This is a genomic window from Kribbella sandramycini (genome assembly GCF_013131805.1).
Taxonomy (GTDB): Bacteria; Actinomycetota; Actinomycetes; order Propionibacteriales; family Kribbellaceae; genus Kribbella; species Kribbella sandramycini.
Window position 1 is genome coordinate 471,998 of the sequence record NZ_JABJRC010000002.1, and the last position, 26,640, is coordinate 498,637.

General features: G+C 67.6%; 24 protein-coding genes. 14 read left to right on the forward strand and 10 right to left on the reverse strand.

All coding sequences use genetic code 11. The features are described from left to right. Nucleotides 1–1,134, reverse strand: a complete 1,134-nt coding sequence (locus HPO96_RS09680; RefSeq protein WP_171673012.1) for a glycoside hydrolase family 99-like domain-containing protein — start codon at nucleotides 1,132–1,134, stop codon at nucleotides 1–3. A gap of 110 nt (nucleotides 1,135–1,244) precedes the next feature. Here HPO96_RS09680 and HPO96_RS09685 point away from each other — a divergent pair, with 110 nt between their 5' ends. The 7 genes from HPO96_RS09685 (at nucleotide 1,245) to HPO96_RS09715 (ending at nucleotide 9,874) form a co-directional block, all read left to right on the forward strand. Further along, complete coding sequence (locus HPO96_RS09685) at nucleotides 1,245–4,508, forward strand: S8 family peptidase (RefSeq protein ID WP_171673013.1); 3,264 nt, start codon at nucleotides 1,245–1,247, stop codon at nucleotides 4,506–4,508. Next, nucleotides 4,505–5,122, forward strand: coding sequence for a sigma-70 family RNA polymerase sigma factor (locus tag HPO96_RS09690; RefSeq protein WP_202885779.1), 618 nt, complete (start codon nucleotides 4,505–4,507; stop codon nucleotides 5,120–5,122). Before HPO96_RS09685 ends, HPO96_RS09690 begins: the two co-directional genes overlap by 4 nt. Next, on the forward strand, nucleotides 5,119–6,228 hold the full coding sequence (locus tag HPO96_RS09695) for a CU044_5270 family protein (protein WP_171673014.1): 1,110 nt from the start codon (nucleotides 5,119–5,121) through the stop codon (nucleotides 6,226–6,228). Before HPO96_RS09690 ends, HPO96_RS09695 begins: the two co-directional genes overlap by 4 nt. Nucleotides 6,229–6,444: 216 nt before the next feature. Next, complete coding sequence (locus HPO96_RS09700; protein WP_171673015.1) at nucleotides 6,445–7,053, forward strand: DUF998 domain-containing protein; 609 nt, start codon at nucleotides 6,445–6,447, stop codon at nucleotides 7,051–7,053. Between the two features lie 29 nt (nucleotides 7,054–7,082). Beyond that, on the forward strand, nucleotides 7,083–8,549 hold the full coding sequence (locus HPO96_RS09705) for a serine hydrolase domain-containing protein (RefSeq protein ID WP_171673016.1): 1,467 nt from the start codon (nucleotides 7,083–7,085) through the stop codon (nucleotides 8,547–8,549). 44 nt (nucleotides 8,550–8,593) lie between these two features. After that, nucleotides 8,594–9,283, forward strand: a complete 690-nt coding sequence (locus HPO96_RS09710; protein ID WP_171673017.1) for a hypothetical protein — start codon at nucleotides 8,594–8,596, stop codon at nucleotides 9,281–9,283. Between the two features lie 195 nt (nucleotides 9,284–9,478). Beyond that, nucleotides 9,479–9,874: a low affinity iron permease family protein gene (locus tag HPO96_RS09715; RefSeq protein ID WP_171673018.1), complete on the forward strand. Its 396-nt coding sequence runs from the start codon at nucleotides 9,479–9,481 to the stop codon at nucleotides 9,872–9,874. Here HPO96_RS09715 and HPO96_RS09720 read toward each other — a convergent pair. After that, nucleotides 9,868–10,527, reverse strand: a complete 660-nt coding sequence (locus HPO96_RS09720) for a TetR/AcrR family transcriptional regulator (protein ID WP_171673019.1) — start codon at nucleotides 10,525–10,527, stop codon at nucleotides 9,868–9,870. The two genes, HPO96_RS09715 and HPO96_RS09720, sit on opposite strands and share 7 nt — an antisense overlap. Before the next feature lie 65 nt (nucleotides 10,528–10,592). Here HPO96_RS09720 and HPO96_RS09725 point away from each other — a divergent pair, with 65 nt between their 5' ends. Next, a complete protein-coding gene (locus HPO96_RS09725) occupies nucleotides 10,593–11,393 on the forward strand; it encodes a tautomerase family protein (protein WP_171673020.1) in 801 nt (266 codons plus the stop codon). 176 nt (nucleotides 11,394–11,569) lie between these two features. Further along, nucleotides 11,570–12,265, forward strand: coding sequence for a hypothetical protein (locus tag HPO96_RS09730; protein WP_171673021.1), 696 nt, complete (start codon nucleotides 11,570–11,572; stop codon nucleotides 12,263–12,265). Nucleotides 12,266–12,283: 18 nt separating this feature from the next. Here the strand turns inward: HPO96_RS09730 and HPO96_RS09735 are convergent, their stop codons facing one another. Next, on the reverse strand, nucleotides 12,284–12,973 hold the full coding sequence (locus tag HPO96_RS09735) for a winged helix-turn-helix transcriptional regulator (RefSeq protein ID WP_171673022.1): 690 nt from the start codon (nucleotides 12,971–12,973) through the stop codon (nucleotides 12,284–12,286). Between the two features lie 117 nt (nucleotides 12,974–13,090). Between HPO96_RS09735 and HPO96_RS09740 the strand changes: the two genes are divergently transcribed. Then, nucleotides 13,091–13,948 carry a class I SAM-dependent methyltransferase gene (locus tag HPO96_RS09740; RefSeq protein ID WP_171673023.1) on the forward strand — a complete coding sequence of 286 codons (858 nt, stop codon included), beginning with the start codon at nucleotides 13,091–13,093 and terminating at the stop codon, nucleotides 13,946–13,948. Between the two features lie 314 nt (nucleotides 13,949–14,262). On the opposite strand, the gene HPO96_RS09745 is transcribed toward HPO96_RS09740, so the two are convergent. Both HPO96_RS09745 and HPO96_RS38105 read right to left on the reverse strand, forming a co-directional pair. Then, nucleotides 14,263–14,508: a DUF389 domain-containing protein gene (locus tag HPO96_RS09745; protein ID WP_337796620.1), complete on the reverse strand. Its 246-nt coding sequence runs from the start codon at nucleotides 14,506–14,508 to the stop codon at nucleotides 14,263–14,265. Beyond that, nucleotides 14,412–14,678: a hypothetical protein gene (locus HPO96_RS38105; RefSeq protein ID WP_238355121.1), complete on the reverse strand. Its 267-nt coding sequence runs from the start codon at nucleotides 14,676–14,678 to the stop codon at nucleotides 14,412–14,414. Before HPO96_RS38105 ends, HPO96_RS09745 begins: the two co-directional genes overlap by 97 nt. Before the next feature lie 63 nt (nucleotides 14,679–14,741). Here HPO96_RS38105 and HPO96_RS09750 point away from each other — a divergent pair, with 63 nt between their 5' ends. The 3 genes from HPO96_RS09750 to HPO96_RS09760 all read left to right on the forward strand — a co-directional run bounded on the left by HPO96_RS09750 (nucleotide 14,742) and on the right by HPO96_RS09760 (nucleotide 17,662). Further along, nucleotides 14,742–14,933, forward strand: a complete 192-nt coding sequence (locus tag HPO96_RS09750; protein WP_171673024.1) for a hypothetical protein — start codon at nucleotides 14,742–14,744, stop codon at nucleotides 14,931–14,933. 67 nt (nucleotides 14,934–15,000) lie between these two features. Then, nucleotides 15,001–16,164, forward strand: a complete 1,164-nt coding sequence (chrA, locus tag HPO96_RS09755) for a chromate efflux transporter (protein ID WP_171673025.1) — start codon at nucleotides 15,001–15,003, stop codon at nucleotides 16,162–16,164. 721 nt (nucleotides 16,165–16,885) lie between these two features. After that, nucleotides 16,886–17,662: a sigma-70 family RNA polymerase sigma factor gene (locus HPO96_RS09760; protein ID WP_337796567.1), complete on the forward strand. Its 777-nt coding sequence runs from the start codon at nucleotides 16,886–16,888 to the stop codon at nucleotides 17,660–17,662. 158 nt (nucleotides 17,663–17,820) lie between these two features. Here HPO96_RS09760 and HPO96_RS09765 read toward each other — a convergent pair whose 3' ends face one another. From HPO96_RS09765 to HPO96_RS09780, 4 genes are all read right to left on the reverse strand, one after another. Then, on the reverse strand, nucleotides 17,821–18,588 hold the full coding sequence (locus HPO96_RS09765; protein WP_171673026.1) for a sigma-70 family RNA polymerase sigma factor: 768 nt from the start codon (nucleotides 18,586–18,588) through the stop codon (nucleotides 17,821–17,823). A gap of 154 nt (nucleotides 18,589–18,742) precedes the next feature. Further along, entirely contained in the window at nucleotides 18,743–20,044 is a 1,302-nt protein-coding gene (locus HPO96_RS09770; RefSeq protein WP_337796568.1) for an APC family permease, read from the reverse strand. Beyond that, nucleotides 20,041–20,706 (reverse strand): hypothetical protein, encoded by a 666-nt coding sequence (locus tag HPO96_RS09775; protein ID WP_171673027.1) that lies wholly within the window; start codon nucleotides 20,704–20,706, stop codon nucleotides 20,041–20,043. The genes HPO96_RS09770 and HPO96_RS09775 overlap by 4 nt, the downstream gene beginning before the upstream one ends. 26 nt (nucleotides 20,707–20,732) lie before the next feature. Further along, nucleotides 20,733–21,614: an SDR family oxidoreductase gene (locus HPO96_RS09780; RefSeq protein ID WP_171673028.1), complete on the reverse strand. Its 882-nt coding sequence runs from the start codon at nucleotides 21,612–21,614 to the stop codon at nucleotides 20,733–20,735. Between the two features lie 181 nt (nucleotides 21,615–21,795). Here HPO96_RS09780 and HPO96_RS09785 point away from each other — a divergent pair, with 181 nt between their 5' ends. Further along, entirely contained in the window at nucleotides 21,796–22,842 is a 1,047-nt protein-coding gene (locus tag HPO96_RS09785) for an NAD-dependent epimerase/dehydratase family protein (RefSeq protein WP_171673029.1), read from the forward strand. Nucleotides 22,843–23,247: 405 nt separating this feature from the next. Here the strand turns inward: HPO96_RS09785 and HPO96_RS09790 are convergent, their stop codons facing one another. Beyond that, a complete protein-coding gene (locus HPO96_RS09790) occupies nucleotides 23,248–26,364 on the reverse strand; it encodes an RHS repeat-associated core domain-containing protein (protein ID WP_171673030.1) in 3,117 nt (1,038 codons plus the stop codon). Between the last annotated feature and the right edge of the window lie 276 nt (nucleotides 26,365–26,640).

A 26,640-nucleotide genomic window follows, 5' to 3' on the forward strand; every position in this document is an offset into this window, starting at 1 on the left:
TCAGCTCGTGCGGCCGAACACCCGGCGGATCTGTTCGAGGTGGCCGTACCGGTACCTGGTGTCGGGCTCGAGATAGCTGCCCTCGGTCCATTCGTTCCACGCGTTGATCGTGACCAAGGGCAGCTTCCCGGCGTCCGCGAAGGCCCGCACCTGCTCGAGAGCACGCCCGAAGTGCTCGGGCGTCGGCGCGGAGATGGTGTTGGTGTGCGGGTAGCCGAGTTCGGGGTTGTAGCGGTCGGACTGGACGGTTCGCGGTGAGGGGTCCCAGCCGACGGTGACATTCGGGTAGTACGGCTTGTCGTACTGGGTAGTGAGCGACTGCCAGCCGGCGGCGGCTTGCGCGGCGATCTCGGCGTACGGCGTCTGCAGGGTCGGCATCGCATGGTGGTGCACCCAGATGTAGGACGTGACACTGTCGAACCCGAGCTGGTTGACCAGCGCCGGCCCGTCGAGCGGGACGCCGTCGTCCGGAATGACCTGCTGATCCCGGGCGATCGCGTTCAGATGAATCTCGGGAAACCCGGCCGCGGCGGCCCGCACGCGCAACCCGTCGAGCGCGTCCCGGGCCTCGGCCACGCCGCCGAGCCCTTCGACCAAGGTGTCGAGTTCGTAGATCGACAGATAAGGCCGGCCGTCGATCCGCAGATACGCCGAATGGCCGAAGTAGGTGTCGACGATGTAGCCGGTGGCGGCCTCGAACTGCGCCCTGTCGACGAACCCGGACGCCAACTGGGTGACCGGCGTCGCGGCCTTCCACGGATGCAGGTTGCTCCAGTGGTGATTCGCCCACATCAACGCGAACTTCACGTCACTCGTGGCCGCGTTCGGCAGGAACGCTGCTTCGAGCGGACGCTGCAGGTACGGACGTCCGTCGTACCAGTACCAGTCGAACAAGAACGCATCCACTCCGTACTCGGCGGCCAGCGCCAGCTTCCCGCCCATCACCTCCGGATCCGCCTCATCCAGATACCCATCCAGCGGCACCCGAGGCTGCACATGCCCCTCGAACCGAGGCTCTCCCCGCCGCACCAGCTCCCACTCGGTCCACCCCCGCCCATGCCAGCCCTCGTTCCGCGGATCCACATGAAAGTTCGGAAAGTAGTAGGCGGCGATCGTGATCTCGTGGTTGCGCACGGAACAACTCCTCGTCAGGCACCGGCTGGATTCGACCCTAGGTGGTAAGAATCCCGTTTTCCACGCCATTCCCCGATAGGTGCGCTACCAGCGCCCGTGAGGAGAAGGTGATGATGGGACAGCCGAGACGCCGTCGTACGGCGCGCCTGCTCGTGGCGACCGTTCTGATCGCAGGAGTGGCGTTCACCGGGTTACGCGGTCAGCCGGTCGATGCCGCTGAATCAGGCGGATTGTTCGACGTTCCGCAAGGATCCGGAGCAGTCACGCTGATCACCGGTGACAAGGTGACGCTGACGGCGCACCCGGGTGCGAAGAACGGCGTGCGGATCGAGCCCGGGCCGGGACGCCGGCACATTCCGATCCGGACCGTCGGCAGCGGGGACGAGTTGCTGGTGCTGCCGGCCGACGCGGAGCGACTGGTTGGGCAGGGTGTTCTCGATCGGCGGCTGTTCGCGGTCAAGCGGCTGCTGGCCGATGGGTTCGGCGACGAGGGCTCGAAGCAGGTTCCGCTGATCGTGCAGCAGGCTGAGGCGAGCCGGAAGGCGACGTTCGGGGCACAAGTGAGCCGGGAGTTGCCGGCGTTACAAGCAGCCGCGATGACGGTGGCCAAGTCCCAGGCAGGGCAGACGTGGCGGGCATTGTCAGCCCCCGGCGCGGTCCGCAAAGTCTGGCTGGACGGCAAGGTGCGGACGGCACTGGACGAGTCGGTACCGCAGACCGGCGCGCCGGCGGCGTGGCGAGCCGGGTACACCGGTGAACGTGTCACGGTCGCCGTACTGGACACCGGCATCGACCAGACCCACCCGGACCTGAAGTCCGCCGTCCGCGAGAGCAAGGACTTCACCGGGACCCAGCCGGACGCCAAGGACGACGTCGGACACGGCACACATGTCGCGAGCACCATCGCGGGTTCCGGCGCCGCGTCGAGCGGACGGCTGCGCGGAGTAGCTCCCGGGGTCGAACTGCTCAACGGCAAGGTACTGGGAGCAGACGGCGGTAGCGAGTCGCAGATCATCGCCGGGATGGAGTGGGCGGCGGCCAGGGCGCGGGTGGTCAACATGAGCCTCGGGGGTGAACCCACCGACGGCACCGATCCGATGTCTGCTGCGGTCAACCGGCTCACGGTCCAGTACGGCGCTCTGTTCGTGATCGCGGCCGGCAACTTCGGCCCGGCAGGCGAAACAATCGGTACCCCGGCGTCGGCGGACGCGGCCCTCACGGTTGGCAGTGTGACGAAGCAGGGGGCGATGAGCGGTTTCTCCAGCCGCGGTCCGCGCATCGGCGACCACGCGGCCAAGCCGGACGTGGTTGCGCCCGGCTCAGGCATCGTCGCGGCCCGGGCGAAGGGCACTCCGGCCGGAGACGAGGACCCGGTCGGTGACGACTACGCCCGGATGTCCGGGACCTCGATGGCCGCACCGCACGTGGCCGGTGTCGCCGCCTTGCTGGCCCAGAAGTACCCGCACTGGAAGGCGGCCGAGCTGAAGAACGCCTTGCGCAGCACGACCAAGCCGATCGAGGGTACGGCATTGGCCGAGCAGGGGACCGGACTGGTGGACGCCGAGCGGGCAATCAGCCAGCAGGTGTTCGCCGAGTCGGCGGCCGACTTCGGGACCATCCGCTGGCCGCACGAGCGGCCCGTCACCAGGACGGTTCGCTACCGGAACGACAGCGCGACCGCGGTTGAGCTGACGCCGCGGATCAGTGGCAACGTCCCGGCCGGACTGGTTGAGCTGGGCGCGGCCAAGGTCGCCGTTCCGGCCGGAGGGGCAGCCGACCTGGTAGTCACCGTGCACCCGGACCGGTCGACGGGGCCGGGCTACCTGTCCGGCTGGATCGAAGCCACTGACGGTGCGGGGAATCGCGTCCGGACGTCGCTCGGTCTCGAAGTCGAACCGGAGAGCTACGACCTGACCGTTCGAGCCGTCGACCGGAACGGTGAACCCGTGATCCCGCACTTCATCGGCGTCTCCAGCCTGACCGGACCGGAGCTGATGATCCCGTCCGTGCCCGGTGCGGACGGCAATGTTTTTCGGGTCCGGCGCGGTCAGTACTGGGTCAGCTCGTTCGTGCCGACCGGGGTGGGCGACGAAACCCTCGTCACGCTGCCGAAGATCGATGTCAGCAGCAACGAAGTGGTGACCCTCGACGCCCGGCCGGGCCTGCCGGTCTCGATGACAGCGGTCGACGGGGGAGCGACGTCCACGACCTGGCGGGAGCTGTACCTGGTTCGCTCGCTGCAGGGCGGATCGGTCCAGTTCGGCACGTTCTGGGACGACCCCGCGGCCAAGGTCTTCGCCGTACCGTCCGCTGCCGTCACGGGGCAGCCGTTCGAGTTCGGCTACCTGGAGGGCCAGGACGCCGTCGGGAAGACCTACTTCCTCGCGTTCAACGATCAGCACCGGATTCCGGAGTCGCTGGCCCGCAAGGCTCGCGACCGGCAGTTGGCGCGGGTCGAGGACCGTTACGTCGCGCAGGGACACCCAGTGGAGGCGAGACGGTACGTCACCATGTGGAGCTCCATCAGCCCCTGGGGTGCGAGTTCGCACACCATGGTGAAGGCGCCAGGACGCCGTACGGTCTTCTTCTCCGATGTCCCGGGCGTGACCTGGTCCAGCAGTATCGAGACGTTCGTGGACGGCGGGCTGGAGTCGGAAATCGAGACTCACGCCGAGCGCTACCTGGCCGGCCGGACGTACGCCGAGGAGTTCAACGCGGCTCCGGTCCGGACCACCGTGCGGGCCGCGCATGTCGATCGTGGGCTGTTGCTGAACGTCCTCGGCGCGACGTCCACGATGAGGTATCCGCTCGCGTTCGACGATGCCGTTCCGGTCTTCGATCAGGCTTCGCTCACCCTGGACCGCAACCACGGCGAGCAGACGATCACTGCTCCCCGGCTCGGTCTCCTCGGCTTCGAGGTGCCCCCGGAGCGTTCGCACTACACGCTTCGGGCGGAGGCGACCCGCCAGGCGGCGCATACCGAGCTGGCGACGCGGATCGACTGCACGTGGACCTTCGAGTCCGGCTACGACCCGCAACGAGAGGACGAATTGCTGCCGCTGCTGTCCGTCCGGGCGACCGCGCCGGTCGACGACAACAGCAGGGTTCGGGCGGGCCGTCCGCACGTCCTGCGAGGCACGATCGACGGGCCTGATTCGCCTGCTACGGACGTCCGGGAGCTACGGGTCCGGGTCTCCTTCGACGACGGGACGACCTGGCAGCCGCTGCGGGTTCAGCGCGACGGCAGCGACTGGTGGGCCACGGTCACGCCACCGGCCGGTACGACGTTCGTCGCGCTGCACGCGGTCGCCCGCACCGGGGACGGTACCGCCGTGGACCAGACCGTCATCCGCTCGTACGGAGTCCGGCCGTGACAGTTCTCGCGACCGCTGTAAGAACCGGCGTCGAGCGACCATTACCCGACGAGACGGTGCCGATCCAGCGAAGGAGTGAGTGGTTGAATCCCGGCGACGAGCTCCGGTTCGCCGAGCTGTACGACGCGCACTACCCGAAGGTGCTGGCCTACCTGATCAGCAGGGCGGGCCGGCAGCTCGCGGAGGAGGCGGCGAGCGAGACCTTCGTGGTGGCCTGGCGGCGGTTCGGCGATCTGCCGCACGATCCGCTGCCCTGGCTGCTCGGAGTGGCCCGTAACGTCCTGCGGGACTCCCACCGGGCGAGCGTCCGCTACGAGGCGGCGGTCGAGCAGTTCCAGCACTGGGCAGAGACGACCACCGGCGATGTTGCCGACGGCGTCGTCGATCGGTCCGAGGTCCTGCGAGCCGTCGCCGAACTGGCCGATCAGGATCGGGAGCTGCTCATCCTGACGGCGTGGCACGCGATGTCGGCGCGGGACGCGGCGCAGGTTCTCGGCTGCAGCCGGGCCACGTTCTTCGTCCGGCTGCACCGGGCCCGGCGCCGCCTCGCGGCGAAGCTGCTCGGCGCAAGCACCCACACCTCTGTCGTCGCCTCCGAAAGGACGCCGAAGTGAAGCACCCGATCGACAGGCTGGTCGAGCAGTCGAGACCCGACGACTACACCCAACCGCCGGACGCCGATCGCCGTGACCGCGACCTCGCCCGGGCCTTCGCCGTACCGGCCGGAACCGGTGCGCGACGGAGGCGATCCGTCCGCCCGGTCGCGTTCGTCGTGGCTGGGCTGGCGACCTGCTCCGTTGCGGCGGCCATTGCGATACCGCTCCTGAACAACCCGGGTTCGAGCAACCTGGAAGCAACCCCGACGACGCCCACCGCCAGTCCTCGAGCGGCCGCAGTCCGGTCGGTGCTCTTCGAGGCGGCGGCCGCGGCGGCCGGTACGACGGCGCCGAACTCGGCCAGGTATTGGCATCACAGCTCCTTGGACATCAGCGTCGAACGCGAAGCGGCCGGGCCGGCGTTGATCGAGCAACGCCGGACCGTCGACCTCTGGCTTCCTCGCGACGATGCCGGCGCCAGCTGGTCGATCAGCCAGTTCCAGGGCGCCCGCGCGCTGACCGGCGGCGGTGACCGCTGGCGGGTCGCGGTCGGAGCCCCATGCCCGAAGCCGGGCGCTGCCAAGCCCTGCTGGACGACCAAAGAGGTGACGAGCCGGGCCGGCGCGCCCGACAAGCAGCGGATCGAGACAGTCGCGAAGCCATTCGCAATCGGCAGCACCAACCTCTCCGTCGCCGAACTCGGCCGCCTACCCGACAACCCTGCCGAGCTCAAAACCAAGCTCCTCGCCCTGTCCCAGCCCTCGCCCGGCGACCCGAATGCCACGCTGTTCGAGACGACATCCGCCCTGATCAACCGCTTGCCGACCACGCCCGCCGTCCGCGCAGCCGCCTTCCAGCTACTAGCCGGCATCCCAGGCGTGCAACTGCTGCCGAAGACCTCCGACGCACTCGGCCGCCCTGGCACAGCAGTAGCCCTGACCACCGACCACGGACCAGCCGGCGCCCACGAGACCCGCCTGATCTTCGACCCACAGTCCGGAAAACCACTCGCCTACGAGGCCCGCATCGTCCGCCCCGGCACCGCCTGGCCCGGCCTACCACCCGGAACCAGATACCTCGCCGAGCTCACCAAAACCACCGGCTGGACCACCGCCACCCCCTGAGCTGACCGCACGCCCTGACCCGCCCGGAACCTGTCACCGCCACGACTGCCGGTGACAGGTTCCGGCCATCAGGCGGTCTCAGCGATCAGCGGGCCTCAGTGTGGGTACTTGTTGCGGCCTGTACAGCTCTGATTTCCGCTGAGCCTGTTTCCGCTGTCCGACCGACCGATACGAGGCCGCAAGATGCCGAAACGTCACCCGCTGATGATTGGGCGGGTGTGTTGGGTCTTGGCCCCGCTGTTGTACTTCGGGTTGCAGGTGTTCGTCGTCCGTGCCTGGCCGGTCCCTTACGAGTTCCTGCATCACACCGTCAGCGATCTCGGTTGGACGACGTGCACGGTCGAGCAGCGCCCCAGCGGCGTCCTCGCCTCCTGCTCGCCGCGGCACGCCTGGTTCAACCTCGGCGGGATCGTGGTCTGGCTCCTGGTCGCTGCCGGTGGACTCCTGCTCAGACCGCTGTACGGGGGTCCGACCACTGCGCGCTGGATCGTCGCGCTCTGGCTGGTCGTGGCGGGTTTCGGCGTCGCGACCTGCCTGGTCCCCGGAGACGTCAACCTGATGGTGCACTCGCTGCTGGCTGTGCCGGTCTTCGTCGGGACGATCGCGTTGCTGTTCCTCAACGCGAGAGGGCTCCGCGGCAGCGTTCCGTGGGCTGCTCGTGCGGCGCTTGCCGCGGCGGTGGTGTCGCTGGTCGGTTTCGCGGGTCTGATCGCGGCCTTGACCGGGAGTGCTCCTGTCGGTCCGACCGAACGGCTCGCCGCCGAAACCAGCTACTTGTGGATCTTCCTCACCGGGCTCCTGCGCGCCGCGAGGACCTCGGGATAGTGCGACCAATTGGTTAGGAGATTGGCGATATGGCTGCGGGACGAATGCGGCGGTGCGGACTGCCGGCGGTGCTGCTGTGCGCGGTACTCGGTCAGAGTCTGCTTGCGGCTGGGCCTGCGCTGGCTGGTGAGCGGTCCGACATGGGTGCGGTGGACGAGTTCGTGCAGCGGCAGAGTCGTGCGGCGGGAGTGCCGGGGGTGGCTTACGCAGTGGTCGGCGGCGGGGCGGAGCATCAGGGTGCTTTCGGGGTGGACGGCGACGGCCGGGCCGTTGATCCGCGGACGCCGTTCCTGTGGGGCTCTGTGTCGAAGCCGGTGACGGCGACTCTGGTGGTGCTGCTTGCCCGCGATGGTCTGCTGAGGCTGGATGATCCGGTCGGGAGGCTGGTGCCGTCGTTCGCGACAACCAATCGGATCACCGTGCGTCAACTTCTCGAGCACACCAGCGGGTTACCGGAGGGGCTGACACTCACCGACCGGTACGACGCAGGCCGCAGTATCGCTTCGCTGCTTCCGCAGATCGCCGGGCTCGAACCGGTCGCGGAGCCGGGCAGCAAACACAACTACTCCAGCCTGAACTACATCGTGCTGGGCGCCGTCGTCGAGTCGGTGACCGGAAAGCCTTTCGCCCAGGTGCTCTCCGAGCGCCTCCTCACGCCCGCAGGCATCACCGGGCCGCTCGCCGACGCGAGCAAGACCGGCCAGGTTCTTCCGGCCGGCCACCGGTTCGTGTTCGGCGGCACGCGGGCGTTCGAATCACACGTCGATCCGGCGACAGTTCCCGCCGGCTATCTGGTGGGCTCGGTCGAAGACCTCGCAGCCTACGCGCGGACGCAACTGACAGGCGGCCGCGTGCTCGACGCGAAGGACCGCGGTCTGCTCCACACCTCAAAGGTCTCGGTCGGCTACGACAACGGTTACGCCTTGGGCTGGCGGACCTCGAAGGTCCCCGGCACCGACGAGCCGATGGTGTGGCACGGTGGCGCCGCACCGGGATACCAGGCCGCGATCGTGCTGCTGCCCAAGCGAAATCAAGCAGTCGTCGTACTCCAGAACGCGTACAGCCCGTTCCACGACGCCGCCTTGATGGACACCGCGATGGGCACAGCCGCGCTCCTGATAGCCGCCGAATCCGAACGCAACAGCACCGACCCGATCTACCCGGCGCTACTCGCGGCCCTCAGCGCGCTCGCCGTAACCCTGCTCGCACTCGTCGTCGCCACCACACTCCGCCTGCGCCGGCAGCCAAAGCCTCGCAGCCCCGGACGCCGATGGGCCGGCCTCGCTCTGACCTTGCTGACTCTGGGTGCGCTCAGCTACGCACTGGCCGGCGTACTGCCCGGCCTAGCCGGAGTCACCCTCACCCAGCTCAGCCTCTGGGCCCCAGACCTGTCCGCCCTGGTCTACCTCGCCGTGCTCCTGTGTGCGGCGCTCGCCGCAATCCGCCTCCTGACAACAGTCCTGCACTCCCGCCGCCACGCACCTCCCTCGACGTAGCAGCCGAAGCTCCCGACCGGTCGGGGCGTTGCACGTTCCTGCAGGTGGATTTCGGTCAGGACTCCGGGGCGGCGTTGCCGTCGGGTTCGGCCGGTGCGGGGTGGGCGATGCGGGTCGGTCAGGACACGAGGTTGATCGCGAACAGCGACAACTCGGTGCTCTACCTGGCACCGGAAGGTCGCGAGGGCCTGTTCCAGCCGGCCACGGCAACGACGTACACGCCGCCTGCGGGGTTCAAGGTCGCGATGGTCAAGACCAGCAGACCGCGTTCCAGTACGTCCAATGCACCGAATGACACGGCGCCCAACCCGGCGGACGGTCCTCAAACCTATTACACGTTGAACGCGCAGGAGCTGGTCACGAAGGTCGTCGACCCGTTGAACCGGGTCCGGTCGAAGACCTGCACCCCGTTCAACGACACCGCGACCTCGACCAACGGCGTCGGCGGGGTGCCGACATTCGGGCACAATCCGGCGGTGAATGGCGGTGAGTCGCTGACCGACGTCACGTCGGCGATGGGTGCGAAGTCGACGGCGGCGTACGCGAACACCGGCGCCTCGAAGTACCTCCCGTCGGGCGGCAAGGACTCCCAGGGCAACAACCGGCTGTTCACCTACGACGGCGCCGGCAACCAGCTGACCTCGGCGAACTCCTCGGCCACGTCGACCTCGACGTCTTTGGGGCTCGGTGGTTCCGAGTGCCGAGTGTGGCGATGCTCGCGATACAGTTTCTGAACTTGGCGCTGCAGCTGACAGATCCCGTGGGATGGCGAGAGATTGCCGTTCCCTTGCTCGGCGCTCTGCTTTTCGTCGCGGTCTTGCTCCGCCCCCGCCGGATGCGCAAGCGCATCGAGGCGCTGTCCTCGCCGGAGTGCTGACCTGGGCGGGGATAATGTGAGCCCGGAGTTTCGAGGGAGCTTGGCGGAGGTCATGGAGCGAACAGAGGCGGCGGCGTCCCGCGAGACGGGAGACGGGCGGTCGTTGTTCGACCGCTTCGTTCAAAGTGCCTATCTGCGGGTCAGTCAGGCTCCGTTCTTCTTCTTGTGCACGGGAATCGTGATCGCTTGGCTGATCAGCCTGCCGCTGTGGACCGATCTGAAATCGTGGCAGGTCGCGATCCACACCGTTGCCAGCGTGGTGACGCTGCTGCTGCTGGTGCTTCTGGAGAATGCTTCCCGGCGATCCGAGGAGGCCGCCCAGGAGAAGCTGAACGTGATCGCCGAAGCACTGGGCGCCCTGATGACTTCCCAAGCCCGCCACGACCCGGCCCTCGAAGAAGCCGTCCAGAAGCTGCACGACGCGATTGGCCTCGAAGAACGTCACTGAACGCCCGCGCCGCCGGCGACCACTATATGATCAACATCATACCTTGGGATCGCGGGGAGGGTGGGTTTCGGCCCGCGGCTCAGTCGGGTTGCGTGGCTGCTCAGGGCGGTGCGTAGGGCATCGTACGGGGCGGTGCTGTGCAGGGCGCGGGAGGTGACCATCGCGCCTTCGATGCCGGCGATCACCGCGTTGGCGAGGGAGTGGGCGTCGGGGCGGTTGAGGCCGAAGGTCACGAGGTGGAAGGTCAGGCGGTCGATCATCTCGGTGAAGGTGCGCCGGCTGGTTTCGCGGAGGTCGGGCGAGTCGCGACCGGCGTCCTCGGTGACCAGCGGAGCGATGCCGCAACCGCGGGCGTAATCGCTGCCTGCCATGCCTTCGCGGCCGAGATCGACGTACCGCTCGACCAGGTCGACGGCTGACGTGGCTTCTTGGGCGACGCGGTCGATGAGCTGGATCTGCTCGTGGGCGTGCGCCTCGGCCGCCTCGGCCGCCAGCTGGGTCTTGCCGCCGGGGAAGTGGAAGTAGACCGAGCCGCGCGGGGCCCCGCTGAGCTTGAGGACATCGGAGAAGGCGGTCGCGTGGTAGCCGCGCTCGCGGATCAGCTGGTTGGCCGCCTGCACCATGTTCCGCCGCGCGTCCGTTCGCTGCGCCATCGTGAGCTCCTGGAATTGCAAAGTATGATGACATACATATTAGCAGGCGCTCCAGGAGGTCCTCGATGCCGTTCGCCGATATCTCACTCGCCCGCGGGAAGTCGCCGGAGTACCTCCGGGCCGTCTCCCGCGCGGTGCATGACGCGCTGGTCGCCGAGCTGAACATGAAGCCCGGCGACAACTTCCAGCTCATCCACCAGTACGACCCGGGGGAGATGATCTTCGACCGCAGCTTCCGGGGCGGGCCGCGCTCGGATGACTGGCTCGTCATCCGCATCACGGACGGCATTGACCGCGGCGCCCGCGCCAAGCGCCGGTTTTACGCGGCGCTGACCCGGCTGCTTGGCGAGGATCCGGGCGTCCGGCCGGAGGATGTCTTCGTGATGATGTCGCTCTCGACGCCGGAGGACTTCTCCTTCGCCGGCGGCGTGATCGGGACGGATGTGCTGGCCGCTGAGGGGCTCGCGGCCGGCAGGGCGGCGCCGTACAGCGCCATCGAGCTGACGCACGCCCTGACCGAGCTCTTCCAGCATCGCAATCGTGACCTGATCCGGCCGATGCTCCGCGACGACCTGGTGCTGAGGCTGCCCATCTCACTCCCGTACGGCGGGGAGTTCCGGGGGATCGAGCCGTTCGAGCGCCTGTTCGTCGGACCGCCCGGTGGTGACGCGGTCTGGGAGTCGTTCGAGATTCACGTCGACCAGGTGATCGAGGCTGACGGGCACCTTGTCGTGCAGCTCACGAACACCGCGGTGCCGAAGGCGACCGGAGTGGCCAAGGTCCTGCAGAACTTGTGGCTGTTCGAGGTCACCGATGGGCAGATCTCCAGCGCCCAGCTCTACGCCGACACCGCCGCTGCGGCCTGAAACGCGATGCGGTCGTCCCACTGGGTGCGACCGATCTCGAAGGCAGGATCCACGAGCGCCGGCTTCAGCAAGGCGCGACCGCCTCCGGTGAGCTCGATGAAGTCCGCGCTGGGCACAATGATGAGGCCTGACCAGGATCCGAGCAGCGCGGGATGGCGATGTCACAGTCGAGCGGTATGGATGAGAGTCACCTGCGGGCGTTCCAGGCGTACGTAGGTCCGCCTGACCCTGAGTATCTGAGGGCCGAGGCGTGGCTCGCCGCGTGGCTCGGCGTCGAGCTCGAGCCAGGTGAGCACTTTGGTGAGAAGGGGGTGCTGGATCCTGACGTCGACATGATCGCCCGCTGCCACGCAATCGTCGACGCGGCGCCCAGCCCTGCTGTGCTCGACGTTCTGGTCGAGGCGCTCCAAGGGTCATACCACCTGGTCAAGGTCCACGCGCTGCTGACCAGGATTGGGCGGTTGACCGTCGAGCGCTGGGTTGCTGGGGACCGCGGGATGGACCAGCGCGAGGTACTGCGAGGTGTCTCCCAGGCCTACCGGTGGGGAGTCAAGGCCGGCGACCTCGACATGCTCCTGGAGTTCTGCAACGAGTTGAGCCTCGTCGACAACTGGGACGGCGGAGAGAACTTCCTGAGCTACTGGTTCGACTCCCTGGCCAAGATCAAGGATCCCCGTGTGGCGAGCTTCTGCCGCGAGATCATCGCCAACGACCTGGAGCGCTGGGCCGACTCGCGCCTGTACGACGCAGTACCTGTCATTGGGAAGCGATGGGAGCCGGCGGACCGCAGCCTGCTCGAGGCGGTGGCAAAGGAGCATCCGGACTCACTGCTGCGTCGTGTCGCACGACGGATCATCGAGAAGCATTCCTGAAGGCAGCGGGTGTTGGCCTCACCTGGTTTCGGGGGTCAGCCGTTCTTGGACGGCTGGGACGAATGGGCTCCAGAGGAACCATCCGGGCAGCATCCGGAGCAGCCGGGGCGCACCGGCTAGGACGACGGCGCCGTCGCGGCGGGCCTGGTCGAGGGTGGTGATGCCGGAGAAGACGCGCATGAGGTCGACCGGCTGGGTGGTGACCACGACGTCGCAGTCGAAGCCGGGATGCGTCGTGCAGACCGACGCCTCGTCCCGGTCCAGGACCAGCCAGATCCGGGTCGGATCGTCGCCCCGGTAGTCGAACTCGACGGTGACCCGCTGGGCGGGGAGCTCGTCGTGGTCGATTCGCCGCGACATCCACCAGGTCAGCGTGATCGGGTCGACCTCGCGCGGTTGTGGCTCGGAGAACATCCAGCGCACCGCCCACTCGCCGATCGCCATGATGACGCCCTCGAGATCCCGACCGGCCGGTGTGAGCTGGTACTCGTGGCCATGCGCGAGCGGGACGCGCTCCAGCACGCCTTTGCGTTCCAGGTGCTGCAGGCGCTGTTTGAGCAGCGTGCGGGAGATCCCCGGCAACCCGCGGTCGATGTCATTGAACCGCCGGCTACCCAGGACCAGCTCGCGCACGATCAGCGGCGTCCACCGATCGGCCAGCACCTCGCTGGCCAGCGCCACGGGGCAGTACTGGCCGTAGTCTCGCACGCCCTCAGTGTGCGCCCGGTCCAGGATTTGTACCAGCAAGGTCCAGAACTTGTACTGGTTTCGTACTCTCCGCCGATGGTGCGCTGGAACCCTCATCACAGCACCGAGGGGAAACTCATGACCGCCACGTTCGATCCGATCGTGTTCAAGCAGACCACCCGCGCCCAATGGGAGGAGGCCGCGGAGGCGTGGCACCGCTGGGGCCCCACCATCGAGGACTGGCTGGGCGACGCCACCGGCGCCATGCTGCAGGCGGCCGGCATCGGCAAGGACGACCGCGTCCTCGACGTCGCCGCCGGGGCCGGCGGACAGACTCTCGCGGCCGCCCGGCTCGCCGGGCCCGGCGGCAAGGTGCTGGCCACCGACATCTCGCCCGCCATCCTCCGGTACGCCGCCCGCGCCGCGACCGACGCCGGGATCGAGACCGTCGACACTTTGGAGGCCGACGGCGAGAACCTGTCCGAGCTCCCCGAGGGCGGGTACGACGCGGCGATCTCGCGAGTCGGCCTGATCTACTTCCCCGACCAGCAAGCGGCCCTGGCGGGAATCCGCCGCGCGCTGCGGCCCGGCGGAAAGTTCTCCGCGGTCGTCTACTCGACCCCGGAGCGCAACGGCTTCTTCGCCATCCCAGTCGGCATCATCCGCCGCCGCGCGGAGCTGCCGCCTCCGCTACCAGGCCAGCCCGGCCCATTCAGCCTCGGCGCCCCCGGCGTCGCCGAGCAGGCCTTCGCAGCAGCGGGTTTCCGCGAAATCACAGTGACGGCCGTTCCGTCGCCAGTCCGCCTGAGCAGCGCCGCGGACTGCGTCCGCTTCGAACGCGACTCGTTCGGCGCCCTACACCAGATGCTGTCCCGCCTGGACGACAACGCCAAGGCGGCGGCCTGGCAAGAGATCACCGAGCAACTAACCCAGTTCGAAGACCCAGACGGATTCTCCGGACCCTGCGAGATGCTGGTAGTCACCGGCACCAACTGAGCCGGCGCCCTCAGGCTTCGCCGGTGCTCGTGACGGCCGACGTGGTGCACCCGCCGACGAATCGGTGAGCTTTGTGTTGGTCGCACTACGAGGCTCATGTCCAGCAACGTCGTGGTCGTGTCCATGCGGCAAAGGACACAGACTGCTCAGCGCGGCGGTGGGTGTTTGGTGGGTACCCAGAAAGGCTCCGAAAGCGTCTGTGCGCTTTCGGAGCCTGGGTCTTCTGTGTCCGAGGCCGAACACGCACCTTAACCACACGCCTGGACCTGGATCCCGATCCGCCGGACATAACGCCGTAGCCGTCGAGTTCAGCTCTACAGGGCCGTGCTCTGATGCGGCTCTCGGTCAACGCGCGGTTGCCGGCGGTTGTCGGGGTGGGTGGTTGTGAGGTGCCAGAGGGCGCGTTGGATGAGGAGGGTGACGATGCCGGCTGCGGGGACGGTGGTGACTGAGATGAAGACACCTACCAGGGCGTTGGAGCGGCTGGCTGTTTGGGAGAGGACGCCGGCGCAGCCGGCCAGGACGGCGACGACGGCGGACCATTTGTCGGGACGCCAGATGAAGCCGGTGAGCGGCCGGGCGGCGGTGACGTCGCAGTGCACGACGTCTCCGGCCGGTCTTTGGCGGCGGCGTCGAGGACGACGACGTTCGTCATGCGGGCGTCGTCGACCAGGCCGTTCACGATCAGCTCGGACCGGTCCGGCGCGACGATGAGTCGGAGATGCAGCACCCGGATCATGATGTCCGACCGATGGCCGACGTCCGGTGGATAGCGTGTTAGAGAGTTGTGAGGATGTCTCGGATCGAGCTGCGGAGTCGGTACGGTGCCGGGGTGCTCATCAGCCACCTGCTCTGGGGTCTCGCGGTTGCCGCGGTGGTGCTCGGTTTGGTGGCGGTGCTGCGCGAACGTCTGCCGCTCGGCGCTGTACTGATCTTCGCCGGGATGGCGGGCGGCCTCGCGGCAGCGGAGGGCTTGCTCGGTTAGCTCATGGCCCGCCACCTCGGTCAGACTTGGATGTGTCGGGCGTGGACACGGGACTCGAGGGCGTGGTGTGAGCGAGCAGAGCAGCACGGGCAGGGCGGTACGGGACGTGGCGTTGCTGTTCGTGAAGCTGGGCGTGATCGCGTTCGGGGGGCCGGCCGCGCACACGGCGATGATGCGCGACGAGGTGGTGCGGCGCCGGGGCTGGGTCTCGGATCAACGGTTCGCGGACCTGATGGGTGCGACGAACCTGATCCCTGGGCCGAATTCGACGGAGCTCGCGATCCACCTCGGTTTCGACCGAGCCCGTTGGCGAGGTCTGGTCGTGGCCGGCGTGTGCTTCATTGTGCCGGCCGCGCTGATCGTCACGGCCCTGGCCTGGCTGTACGTGACCTTCGGCGAGACGCCGGCGGTGACGGGGGTGCTCTACGGGATCGTCCCGGCGGTGGTCGCGATCATCGCGCACGCCTTGTTCGGTCTGCTGCGGACTGTGATCAAGACCGTCTGGCTGGGTGTCCTGGCGGTGGGCGCGCTCGTGGCCTATCTGCTGGGTGTGAACGAGTTGCTGCTGCTGGCGGCGGGCGCAGTGCTCGCCGCGGCCGCGCACCTGCTGCGGCGCCGGATGCGCGACAACCTGCACAGCCTGTATCTCGCGCCGGTTGCCTGGCAGGTCGGGCAGACCGGACAGCCGATGGGCGCCGAGCCGCTCGGCGGTCACTTGCTGCAGCTGTTCACGACGATGCTGAAGATCGGTGCTGTCCTTTACGGCAGCGGCTACGTCCTGTTGGCCTTCCTGCGGGGTGAGTTCGTCGACCGGTTGGGCTGGATCAGCGAACAGCAGTTGATCGACGCCGTCTCCGTCGGCCAGGTCACTCCCGGCCCGGTGTTCACGACCGCGACCTTCATCGGTTATCTGGTCGCCGGTCCGGCCGGGGCGTTCCTGGCGACGGTCGCGATCTTCCTGCCGTCGTTCGTGTTCGTCGGACTGCTGACCCGGTTGACCGACAAGCTGCGGTCCTCGGCCTGGACTTCTGTGCTGCTCGACGGCGTCAACGCGACTGCCCTGGCGCTGATGGCCGGAGTGTCCTGGCAGCTCGCACGCACCGCGATCGTAGGCCCGGTCACCGCCTCGATCGCGGTGGTCACCTTGTTGCTGTTGTGGCGGACGAATCTCAACAACGCCTGGTACATCGCCGGCGGCGCGCTCATCGGTGTCGTCCACGCGCTGTTGTGACTCGCTGATGAGTGACGGAGGTTGAGGCGGGTGTGGAGGCGGCGGAGGAAGACCTCGTAGTCCATGGCGAGTCCGTAGGCGACGCAGAACATGAGGACGGGAGCGGTGAGGTCGATCCTGCCGGTGACGGTAAAGTCGCCGAGGAGATGGCGGAGGTGGCCGCGCTGGAAGACGAGCACCATGGCGCCGAAGGTGGCGGTGGGGCTGAGGCCGGAGAGCAGGACGGTTGTGGTGCCGATGATGATCAGTGCCGCGAGGGGAGCCGGTCGGCGACGCCTTGTTGGTGTCGCTCAGGACGGCGGCTGGTCCGGTGGTGAGGGCACTGCCGGGTGCGGTGACGGCGCGGACGGCGGTAACGAGTGCGCCGTCGAGCCGGGACAGGTCTGTGGCGTAGCGCGCGACGGATTCGTTGCTGGGGGCACCTAGAAGGACGACGCCCAGTCCGATGACGGTCATCAGGGTGACGACGACCGGCCGCCGCATCACGGCCACCGCGATCCGTTACCACCCTGCCGGGGCCCGTCATTCCCGCCGGCTGCGCTCTACTGACCCTTGGGCCCGGCAACCATTTGCTGGCCGGACTGCGACAAGCCGGCGGTGGAGACGAGCTGCTGGTGAGCTATCCGCCGACGATCGTCTGGGCCGCGTACAGGGCCCCGACGACGACGGCCAGCCCGCCGAGCAGTAAGCGCAGTGCCTGCTCGGGAAGTTTGGGCTGGAAGTGTGTGCGCCTAGTGCGCCGCCGACCAGCCCGCCGACCGTCGAGCTCTTCGAACGGCGGGAGCGCAGTACGGATCCGGAGGAGCAGCAACAGCTGCTGGAGCGGATCGTGGAGCTGAATCTGGAGATCGCGAGCGGGATCGCGCATCGGTTCCGGGGCCGGGGGCCCGAGCTCGAGGATCTTGAACAAGTCGCGTTCCTCGGGCTGATGAAGGCGGCGACGAAGTACCGGCTCGCGGCGAACACGCCGTTCATCGGGTACGCCGTACCGACGATCCGGGGCGAGGTGAAGCGGTACTTCCGCGACTCGGCCTGGACGGTGCGGATCCCGCGGCGGCTGCAGGAGATCCAGGGCATGATCTCGGCCAAGCAACCGGAGCTCGAGCAGGATCTGGGACGTGAACCATCGATCGAGGAACTGGCCGAGTTCCTGGAGATCGAAGTGCAGCTCGTCGATCAGGCAATGGCAGTCAAGGGCTGTTTCAACACGATGTCGCTGGATCGGCCGACGGGTGACGGTCTGCTGCTCGCGGACAGCGTGCCGGCCGAAGAAGACCAGACCGTTGACCAGCTGGAGGCAGTCGACATGCTGCAGCCCATCTTGGAGGACCTGGGGGCCCGTGACCGGCGGATTCTGGAGTTGCGGTTCGTCGAGGGCTGGAACCAGTCCGATATCGGTGCCGAGATCGGGGTCAGTCAGATGCAGGTGTCGCGGCTGCTGAAGCGAATTCTGGACGAGCTCCGGTGCCGGCTGGAGCCGATGCCGATGGCCGCCTGAGATGATGGTCGAGTTGCCGCCGAGTCCGAGCTGTTCAGCTGACGAGCAAGGCGGAGCGGGGTAGGTGGCGCGGGCGGGCAGACCCGGCCCGCCGTACTGGCTGCACTGCCCGCCCTGCGCCACCGCGGGCGCCCCATCGGCGCCCGCGCACGGGCGTCTTAGCCGGAAGGCATCAGAGCCTGCTGCAGCCGGGCGATAATGTTCCCGAGCAACCGGGAGACCTGCATCTGGCTGAGTCTTATCTCGGCGCCGATCTCGGCCTGGGTTCGGTGTTCGCTGAAGCGGCGCCGCAGGATCAGTTGCTCACGGGCGGGTAGACCGGCGACGGCTCGTTGCAGTGATTCGATCTGGTCGACGAGTGCGTAGGTGTCGGCGGGATCGGGAAGCCGGTCCTGGAGACGGGCGTTCGGGCTCTCCACGAACAGCGGCGCGTCCAGGGAGCTGGGCTGGAAGCAGCCGCGGGCTCGATCGGCCTCGATGACGTCGTCGGCGCCGACGCCGATCTGGTCGGCGAGCTCGTGCACGGTCGGCTCCCGGTGAAGTACGGCGGTCAACTCCGCATGAGCGGTGTTCACACGGGCTTGGAGCTCCTGGAGACGGCGAGGAAGTTTGACCGCCCAGGCGTGGTCACGGAAGTGGTGCCGGATTCCACCGCGGATCGTCGGTACGGCGTACGAGCGGAAGTCGGAGCCTTCCGTCGGGCGATAGTTGTGTGCCGCCCGGACCAGGTACTCGTAGGCCACTTGGTCGAGGTCTTCGTGGTCGACGCCGCGGCCGCGGTAGCGACGCGCCAGCGTCTGCGCGAGCGGTACGCCCGCCTCGACAGCTTCGGACAGCAGTTCTTGGCGAGGCGGACCGTCGACCTCGGCGGCGGAGCGGAACAGGCGCTCCATGGTTTCGGAGGCGCTTGTCAGCGGACGAGTCATCGACACGGTGCCGGTGTCCTGTCTGGTGTCACCGGCGGTAGCAGCAGAGGTCGAACTGCGGCCGGGTTAAGTCTCGGTACCCACGCACAGCAAGGCGAATCGCCTTTGCGCCCGGCTGGATCGTCGCCGTAGCCGTTGACCTCAAGGACGGGAACTAGGCCCGATCCGCCGACGGGATCCGATCCCGTCGGCGGGCGGCTACCACGCCGAGTACCACAGCAACCGCCAGCAGAATCGAGCCGCGGATCCAGACCTGCGCCTCGATTTGGGTGCAGAGCAGCAGGCACGACGCGATGCCGAGCACGGGCACGACGGTCGGCGCGCGGAAGTGTCGGTCGGCAATCCGGTCGCGGCGCAGCACGAGAACGGCCAGGTTGACGGCGGTGAACACGATGAGCAGCAAGAGGACGAGGGTGGCCGCCAGATCGGTGGTTTCGCCGGTCAGCGCGAGGACCACTGATAGTGCTCCAGTGACCGCGATCGCGACCCACGGCGTACCGCGGTTCGGTAGCAAGCGGGTGAGGACCGACGGCAGCAGGCCGTCCTGCGCCATACCGTAGGCCAAGCGGGACGACATGATTCCGGTCAGCAGTGCGCCGTTCGCGACCGCTACCAGCGCGACCAGGCTGAAGATCCACGTCGGTACGCCGCCGGCCGCGCGGACGACTTCGAGCAGCGGGCCGCTCGATGCGGCCAGCTGATCGGTCGGTACGACGACACTCGCGACCAGACCGACCAGCAGATAGACGACGGCCGCGGTGGCGAGCGCGCCGAACAATGCTCGCGGATAAGACCTGCGCGGGTCCTTGGTCTCTTCGGCGATGTTGACCGAGGTCTCGAAACCGACGAAGGAGTAGAAGGCAAGCACCGCACCCGCGAGAGCCGCGGACAACGCGCCGGTGTCAGGACGACCGAGATCGGTCAGCCGGGACAGATCGCCTTCTCCCCGCGACATCACCCACGCGCCGAGCCCCACGATCAGCAGCAGACCGGAGACCTCGATCAGAGTCGCGACGACGTTCGCACGCAGCGAGTCGCGGATGCCGTAGGCGTTGAGCAGTGCGAGGGCGGCCAGGAAGACGACTGCGACCAGGGCTACCGGCGCCGTCACGAACTCCGTCAGGTAGTCGCCGCCGAAGGCGCGGGCGAGCGCGCCGACGGAAACGATGCCTGCGGCAAGCATGCAGAACCCGACCACGAACCCCGTGAATGGCCCGAAAGCCTTGTGCACATAGTGCGCCGAGCCCCCGGCCCGTGGGTACTTCGTCGCGAGTTCGGAGTACGACGTCGCAGTCAGCAACGCCAGACACAACGCGAGGACCAGTGGCAACCAAACCGCACCGCCCGACTCGGCCGCGACTTGACCTACCAGCACGTAGACGCCTGCGCCGAGCGTGTCGCCCAGGATGAACAAGTAGAGCAGCGGCGTGGTTACTTCGCGCTTCAGACCTGTCACGCTGATCCTTTCGCCGGTGCATGGCCGCGCCCGCGGCGGCTGCCTTGGTAGGCGAGTTCGCGGATGGTGCGGAGCCAGGCCGGGGCGAGGCTCCAGCCGGGTGGGCAGTTCAGGACGGGGTCGAAGCGGTCGCCCGTGCCGTCCATGGCCGAGAGCAGCTTGAGATGGCCGATCGTCAACCAGTCGCCGGACTTGTCGGCCGTGGCCAGGACGAATGCGGCCGGAGCTCGACGCTCCAGCCCGTCGACTGAAGCGTGTCCGACCGATGCGCTGGGAGTGGCTCGAAGCCAGAACTGCCGGCCGTGGCGCTCGTACGGCGACAGCATCCCGTAGCAAGCGCCGCCCCAGTCGCCGGCCGGGATCGGGAGCCAGCGTGTCAGACGCCCCTGGCCCGCTGTGGACATGAGGAAGTCCCAAGGGCGGCCGTCGCGGATGACTCGGAAGGCCAGCCCGAGAACGTCGGCTCGTCCGTTCGGGGTTCCTGCTCCCTTGGTGAGGCGCGCGATCGCGTCGTACCGGCCGTCGGGGAGTGGGGCGACGGAAACGAGCTCGGCCTTGAAGGTCAGGCCGTGCGGGTGGAGCGCGGCGGCATGCCGGAGGGCTGCGAGGCGGCGAAAGGGCTCACGGATGAGAGACCCCGCGAGACGCGACAACCGTTCCATGGCGGATCGGTTCCCTGAGCGGCTCGTCATGGGAGTGGATTGCCGCCGGTGACGCCGATTCGTTCACCGGTGATGTAGCTGGAGTCCGCGGAGGCGAGGAAGACGTACACCGACGCGAGCTCGGCCGGTTGGCCGGCGCGGCCGAGCGGGGTGTCGGCGCCGAACTGTTCGACCTTCTCCGGCGGCATCGTCGCCGGGATCAACGGAGTCCAGATCGGTCCCGGGGCGACGGCGTTGACCCGGATACCTTTCGGTGCGAGCTCCTGAGCCAGGCCCTTGGTGAAGTTCAGGATGCCGGCCTTCGAGGTCGCGTAGTCGAGCAACTGCGGTGACGGCTGGTATGCCTGGATCGAGGTCGTGTTGATGATCGCCGAGCCGGGGGAGAGGTGCGGGATCGCGGCCTTGCAGAGCCAGAACATGGCGTACAGGTTGGTTTTCAGGACGCGGTCGAACTGCTCGGTGGTGATGTCGGCGATCCCGCTCTGTGACATCTGGTACGCCGCGTTGTTGACCAGGATGTCCACACCGCCGAGCTGCGAAACCGTCTGCTGGACGAGCTCGTCGCAGTGCCCTTCGTCCCTGATGTCGCCGGGGGCCAGGACCGCCTTCTGACCGGCGCCCTGGACGAGCCGAGCGGTCTCACGTGCGTCGGTCTCCTCGCTCTCCAGGTAGGAGATGAGGACGGCGGCGCCCTCGCGGGCGAAGGCGAGTGCGACCGCGCGCCCGATCCCGGAGTCGCCGCCGGTGATCAGCGCGCGCTTGCCGGTGAGCTTGCCGATGCCGCGGTAGGTGTCTTCGCCGTAGTCGGGGTGCTGATCCATCTCACGGCTCAGCCCAGGGTGCTCGAGCTGTTCCTGACCCTGCGTCTCTGGCCCTGGGTAGCGCTCGGTCGGATCTTGGTCGGACATGCGCAGAACTCCCTCGTACGCCGGGAACGGATGCCGATGTCGCGGTACCCAGGGACAAATCAGGGGCGGCAACAGCTCAGAAGGTCCTCATGCCCGTGGCGGCGCTCTGCGGCGCATGTCGGCTCTTGGTCGCGGGTACCGGCACCCGTCGCCGCGAGCAGCGTCAGAGAGGGCGTACACCATGCGAGTCGTCGTCACCGGGGCCTCCGGCAACGTCGGTACGGCGCTGGTTCGCCGGCTGGGTGCGGATCAGCACACAGTGGTCGGGATCTCGCGCCGGCCACCGGATCTGCCAGGCATCCAGTGGCACACCGCCGATCTGAGCAGTGACGAAGGCTCTGCGGAGCTGGTGCGGGCATTCGACGGGGCTGATGCGGTGGTGCATGCGGCGTGGGCCTTCCAGCCGTCGCATGATCTCAACTATCTACGGCGGATTGATGTCGGTGGCACCCGGCGGGTCCTGGAGGCTGTCGGGGAGGCCGGCGTACCCCACTTGATACACCTGTCGTCGATCGGCGCCTACGCTGCCAAGCGCAGTGAGCAGCCGGTGGGCGAAGACTGGCCGACCGACGGCATCGCGACCTCTTCGTACAGCCGGCACAAGGCCGCGGCGGAACGCCTGCTGGACGCTTTCGAAGGCGGATCGACAGTCGTCACCCGCATCCGCCCGGGCATCGTCGGCCAGCGTTCGGCGGGCAGCGCCTTCCTGCGATATGCCCTGCCCGCCGTAGTTCCGGCCAAGGCGCTCGACCTGGTGCGGGTGCTACCGCTCGACCGAGCCTTGGCGGTTCCGGTAGTCCATGCGGACGATGTCGCCGACGCGATCACCCGGGCGATCGAGCGCCGGATCGGCGGTGCTTTCAACCTCGCCGCGGCTGCACCGGTAACCGTCGACATGGTCGCGGCGGAACTGTCGGCCCGTAACTTCCACGTCCCGTACGCCGTACTGCGCGGGCTGCTCGCCGCGTCGTGGCGGACTCACCTGCAGCCGCTCAGCCCAGGTTGGCTCGACCTGGCCTACAGCGTTCCTTTGCTGAACACCGCCCGGGTCGAGCGCGAACTGGGCTGGAGGCCGAAGGTGCTCGCGCACGTCGTCCTGCACGAGATCGTCGAGGGCCTGCGCGAAGCTGCGGCAGCACGTACGCCGGTTCTGCGCCCGCGCAGTGTGGTCAGCCAGGTGACCGAGGCGTTCCGGAGCGGCCCAGTCGCCCGGCGCCGCCGGACCTGACGCAGCCGTCCCTGCCCTATCCCGACTTCCTGGCGACCGCGGCGACGAGCTCGTGCGCCGTACGCCGCCCCGTCGGCGAGGCGATTGACAGGGTCTCCACCGGCGTAGGTGTAGCGCAGCGGGTTGGTGGCTGCGGACGCACCAGCCCAGGCGTAGTTCTTCACCACGGAGTTCTTCGTCCCGGCGTTGCCAGTTCGCCTGCAGCACCCGGTTGAATCACCAGGTACTGCAGGCGGGCTTAAGCCTACTGACCTTTGGGCTTGCGCTCACTGATGACCAGCGCTGACATCCCTATGAGGATGAGGGCTCCGCTAATGATCCCAGCTGTCTCACCTCGGACGATCGACCAGATGATGCCAGCAGCGGAGATGGTGATCAGGGCGGCCAGGAGGATGCTTCTGGGTCTCATAGGTCGCATTCTTTCTCAACGCTCCGGGCCGCAGCGAGGGAACCGAGGCCGCTGGTCAGGACTCCTACGACGGGGGCGGCCGCAACGCCACCGGTCGACACTGCTGCGACGCCAATACCTGCGAAGGCTCCGAGCATGATCCCGGTGTAGATGATGCAGCCGCCGGTGTCGAGGCCGGTTGGGTCTGTGAAGTTGGCCGGATTGCTGTCGCCGTAGGCGTAGCGGCTGGCCGCATCCGGCTGCATGATCTGGCTCAGCGGATCTTGGGCGGTCCAGTTGGCAGTGGTGGTGTCGTGGAACCGAACTCCGCGCTTGAGCCAGCCAGTCTGCTCGTCGAGCAGGCCTTGGGCGTAGCGCAGCGGGTTCACCGTCGCCGAGGCCCCTGTCGCGGAGGTTTGCTGGCCGGCCGGATCGTAGGTGAAGGCGGCGGTCACAGCGCCGGCGGCATTGGTGAGGCCGACGGGTGAGCCTTGGTTGTCGAGGGTGTAGTAGTCCACCCCGCTACCGGTCGTCAGTGCGACGGGCGAGCCGGTGGGGTCGGTGTCGAGGTAGCTGGTTTGGCCGTTCTTGGTGAACGACTCCATCGTAGGTACGCCGTTGCGATCGTCGCGCCCGTACACGTACGACGTGCTCGCGGTGCCGGTGGTCGTGGAGACGAGCTCGTTCTGGTCTCCACCTGCCCAGGCGTAGTTCGTCACTACGGAGTTCTTCGTCCGCGTCACGGTCTGGCCGGCCGCGTTGTAGGTCAGCGTGCCCTGATTGGGATCGGTGGTGCGGTTGCCGGAGGCGTCGTGGGTGTACCCGGCCGAGGAGATCTGGTTGCCGGTGTTGTAAGTGAGGGTCTGGCTGGTGATGCCGTTGACCTTCGCAGTGAGCCGGTTGCCGGCCTTGTCGTAGGTGTAGGCGTAGGACTTGCCGTTGTAGTTCGATACGGCGGTGAGCCGGTTGGAGGTGTCGTAGGTGTAGTCCGACCGGGCACCGGTGAGGTTGTTGGTCGAGTACTTGATCAGCCCGGTGTCGGTCGCCGCTGATGTGGAGGGGCAGGCCTGGCCGGCGACGTAGGGCGAGTAGCAGAAGCCGGTGTCGTAGACCTTGGTCGCGTCGTTCGAAGCGCGTGACGTCCAGGTGCGCGAGATGCGGCCGGACTTGTCGAACGTCGTCTTCGTGTGCGCCGCGAACGTGGTGCGGGCGGTGTTGGTGTTGAACCAGGTATCGGTGCGCTTGCCGTTGTCGTCGTACCCGAAAATCGTCTTCTGGCCGTTCGGGGTGGTCATTTCGACGACCTGGTTGGCCTTGTCGTAGACGTAGGCGGTGGTGCCGCGGGCGTCGGTCTTCGACGTCAGGTTCCCGGCCTTGTCGTAGCCGTAGCCCAGCGTGCCGCCACCGGACGACGACGTCCGGGAGGTGATGCGGTTCTGGCCGTCGTACGTCCACGCCGTCGTTCCCGAGGCATCGGTACGGGCAGTGACGTTCCCGGCGCGGTCGTAGGTGAACGCAACGTCCGGCGTGGTGTCGGAGTACTGGATCGTCTTGAGGCGGTCGGCGCGGTCGTAGGCGTAGATCGTGCGCAACCCACGGCCGTCACGCACCGAGTGCAGGCGCCCGAACCCGTCGTAGTCGACCCCGACCACGGCCAGCCCTGAGGTCGTCGGTGGGGTGATGCTGGTGATCTGGTGGTCGGCATTGCGGCCGTAGCTGGTGACGTTGTTGCGCGGGTCCGTGGACGTGTCCAGCGTCCCGTCCGGGTTATAGGTCACCGTCGACGTCGATGTCGCCGACGAGTTCGCTGAGGTGAGCGGATTACCGGCGCCGTCGTAGGTGAACAGCCTGTTGTTGCCCTGGGAGTCCTTGCCACTCGACGGGAGGTACTTGCTGGCGCCGGTATTGGCGTAGGCCGCGGTCGACTTCGCGCCCATCGCCGACGTGACATCGGTCAGGGACTCACCACCGTTCACCGAGGAGTTGTGCCCGAACGTCGTCACCCCGCCCGCTCCGTTGGTCGACGTCGCGGTGTCGTTGAACGGCGTATAGGTCTTCGAACGCGCACGGCCCAGCGGGTCCACGGCCTTCGTCACGAGCTCTTGCGCGTTCAGGGTGTAGTAGGTCTGGGCGCCGTCGGCCGGGTTGGTCGCGGTGTTGTTCGGGTCCGCGACATAGGTCTCACCGCTGGAGTAGTAGGTGAGCCGGGTCGCCGCGCCACCGTCCTGGGTGACCTTCTTGACCCGGTGCGAACCGTCGTACTGGAACGCGGTCTGCTTGCCCTCGCCGTTCGTGATCGTGACCAGGTCACCGCTGGTCGCGTCGTAGGTGAACGAAACTGGTTTGTCGGTGGGATCGCTGATCTTGGTCAGCTTGCCGTTCGTGTACGTGTAGTCGACATCGCGCGGCGTACCGTCGTCGCCGGACTGGGCGATCGTGACCACGTTGCCCGACCACGTGAAGTTCGCGGTCTTCGCACCCGCCGCACCTCGCGTCGACACGACCTGGGACAGCTTGCCCGAGGAGTAGGTGAAGGTCGCGGTCTGGCCGTTGCGGTCCTTGACCGACAGCAAAGTGCCCGCCGTGTTGAACGTCGAGACTTCGTTGCTCGAGTGGTCGGTGACCGTCCAGCCCGAACTCGTCTTGACCATCGCAACCTTGAACCCTGCCGGCGGCGTGTATGTCGTCGACGTCGCCGGCTGGAACAGACCCTCCCGGCCCTCTGGCGCCAGGTAGAGCACCGAGTTGTCGCTGTTCGCGATGAGTTTCGTGTCCTGACCGACTCGCATCGCCCAACCGGCACCGGCCGCACCGGACGGCAATGCCGCCCCTGGGACCAGCCGCAGACTGTTGAACACCAGCCCGAGCTGCAAATCGTTCTGGATCCCCGGCAAACTCAGATCCGAGGTCGTTACCAGCAGATTCCCGGTCGCGACATCGACCGACGCGTTCACCTTGTCCGAGACCGAGAACGGGAGTCGCGTCGCCGACGGCCGCGCCCCCGTGAACTGCGCGGTCTGTACCGCAGACACCTCCGCTTGCGCCGGTGCCATCACCAACCCCGTACACAACAACACCAACGCCGTACCCGCGGCCGTACCGGCAGCGCGCAGGCGTGATCGCCCCACAGACATGCTGAGACCCCCAGCAGAACAACCCCGCTCAGATGCCTCACTGCTGAAGCCGAGCAGGGACCCACACCCTCACACGTCAAACCTTCACGGGTCTACCGGTCCTGACCGAAAACCAATTGCAGGAACGTGCAACGTACTCAGCCCCGCCGATGAAGCCTCCCAAGATGGCGGCTGGCCAGCCGAGCGAACCGAACAGCTTGCTGGTGATGGTCATGAGGATCAGGACCAGCCGCCGTTGATCAGTACAAGAATCCACCAGGGAGCCTCGTTCACCAG

Excerpts from the sequence above, each read along its gene's own strand:
- HPO96_RS09790 (WP_171673030.1), bottom strand. The coding sequence starts at position 26,364 with ATGTCTGTGGGGCGATCACGCCTGCGCGCTGCCGGTACGGCCGCGGGT.
- HPO96_RS09725 (WP_171673020.1), top strand. The coding sequence starts at position 10,593 with ATGCCGTTCGCCGATATCTCACTCGCCCGCGGGAAGTCGCCGGAGTAC.
- HPO96_RS09780 (WP_171673028.1), bottom strand. The coding sequence starts at position 21,614 with ATGTCCGACCAAGATCCGACCGAGCGCTACCCAGGGCCAGAGACGCAG.
- HPO96_RS09685 (WP_171673013.1), top strand. The coding sequence starts at position 1,245 with ATGATGGGACAGCCGAGACGCCGTCGTACGGCGCGCCTGCTCGTGGCG.
- HPO96_RS09740 (WP_171673023.1), top strand. The coding sequence starts at position 13,091 with ATGACCGCCACGTTCGATCCGATCGTGTTCAAGCAGACCACCCGCGCC.
- HPO96_RS09715 (WP_171673018.1), top strand. The coding sequence starts at position 9,479 with ATGGAGCGAACAGAGGCGGCGGCGTCCCGCGAGACGGGAGACGGGCGG.
- HPO96_RS09730 (WP_171673021.1), top strand. The coding sequence starts at position 11,570 with ATGGATGAGAGTCACCTGCGGGCGTTCCAGGCGTACGTAGGTCCGCCT.
- HPO96_RS09705 (WP_171673016.1), top strand. The coding sequence starts at position 7,083 with ATGGCTGCGGGACGAATGCGGCGGTGCGGACTGCCGGCGGTGCTGCTG.
- HPO96_RS09785 (WP_171673029.1), top strand. The coding sequence starts at position 21,796 with ATGCGAGTCGTCGTCACCGGGGCCTCCGGCAACGTCGGTACGGCGCTG.
- HPO96_RS09720 (WP_171673019.1), bottom strand. The coding sequence starts at position 10,527 with ATGGCGCAGCGAACGGACGCGCGGCGGAACATGGTGCAGGCGGCCAAC.
- HPO96_RS09765 (WP_171673026.1), bottom strand. The coding sequence starts at position 18,588 with ATGACTCGTCCGCTGACAAGCGCCTCCGAAACCATGGAGCGCCTGTTC.
- HPO96_RS09750 (WP_171673024.1), top strand. The coding sequence starts at position 14,742 with ATGTCTCGGATCGAGCTGCGGAGTCGGTACGGTGCCGGGGTGCTCATC.
- HPO96_RS09775 (WP_171673027.1), bottom strand. The coding sequence starts at position 20,706 with ATGGAACGGTTGTCGCGTCTCGCGGGGTCTCTCATCCGTGAGCCCTTT.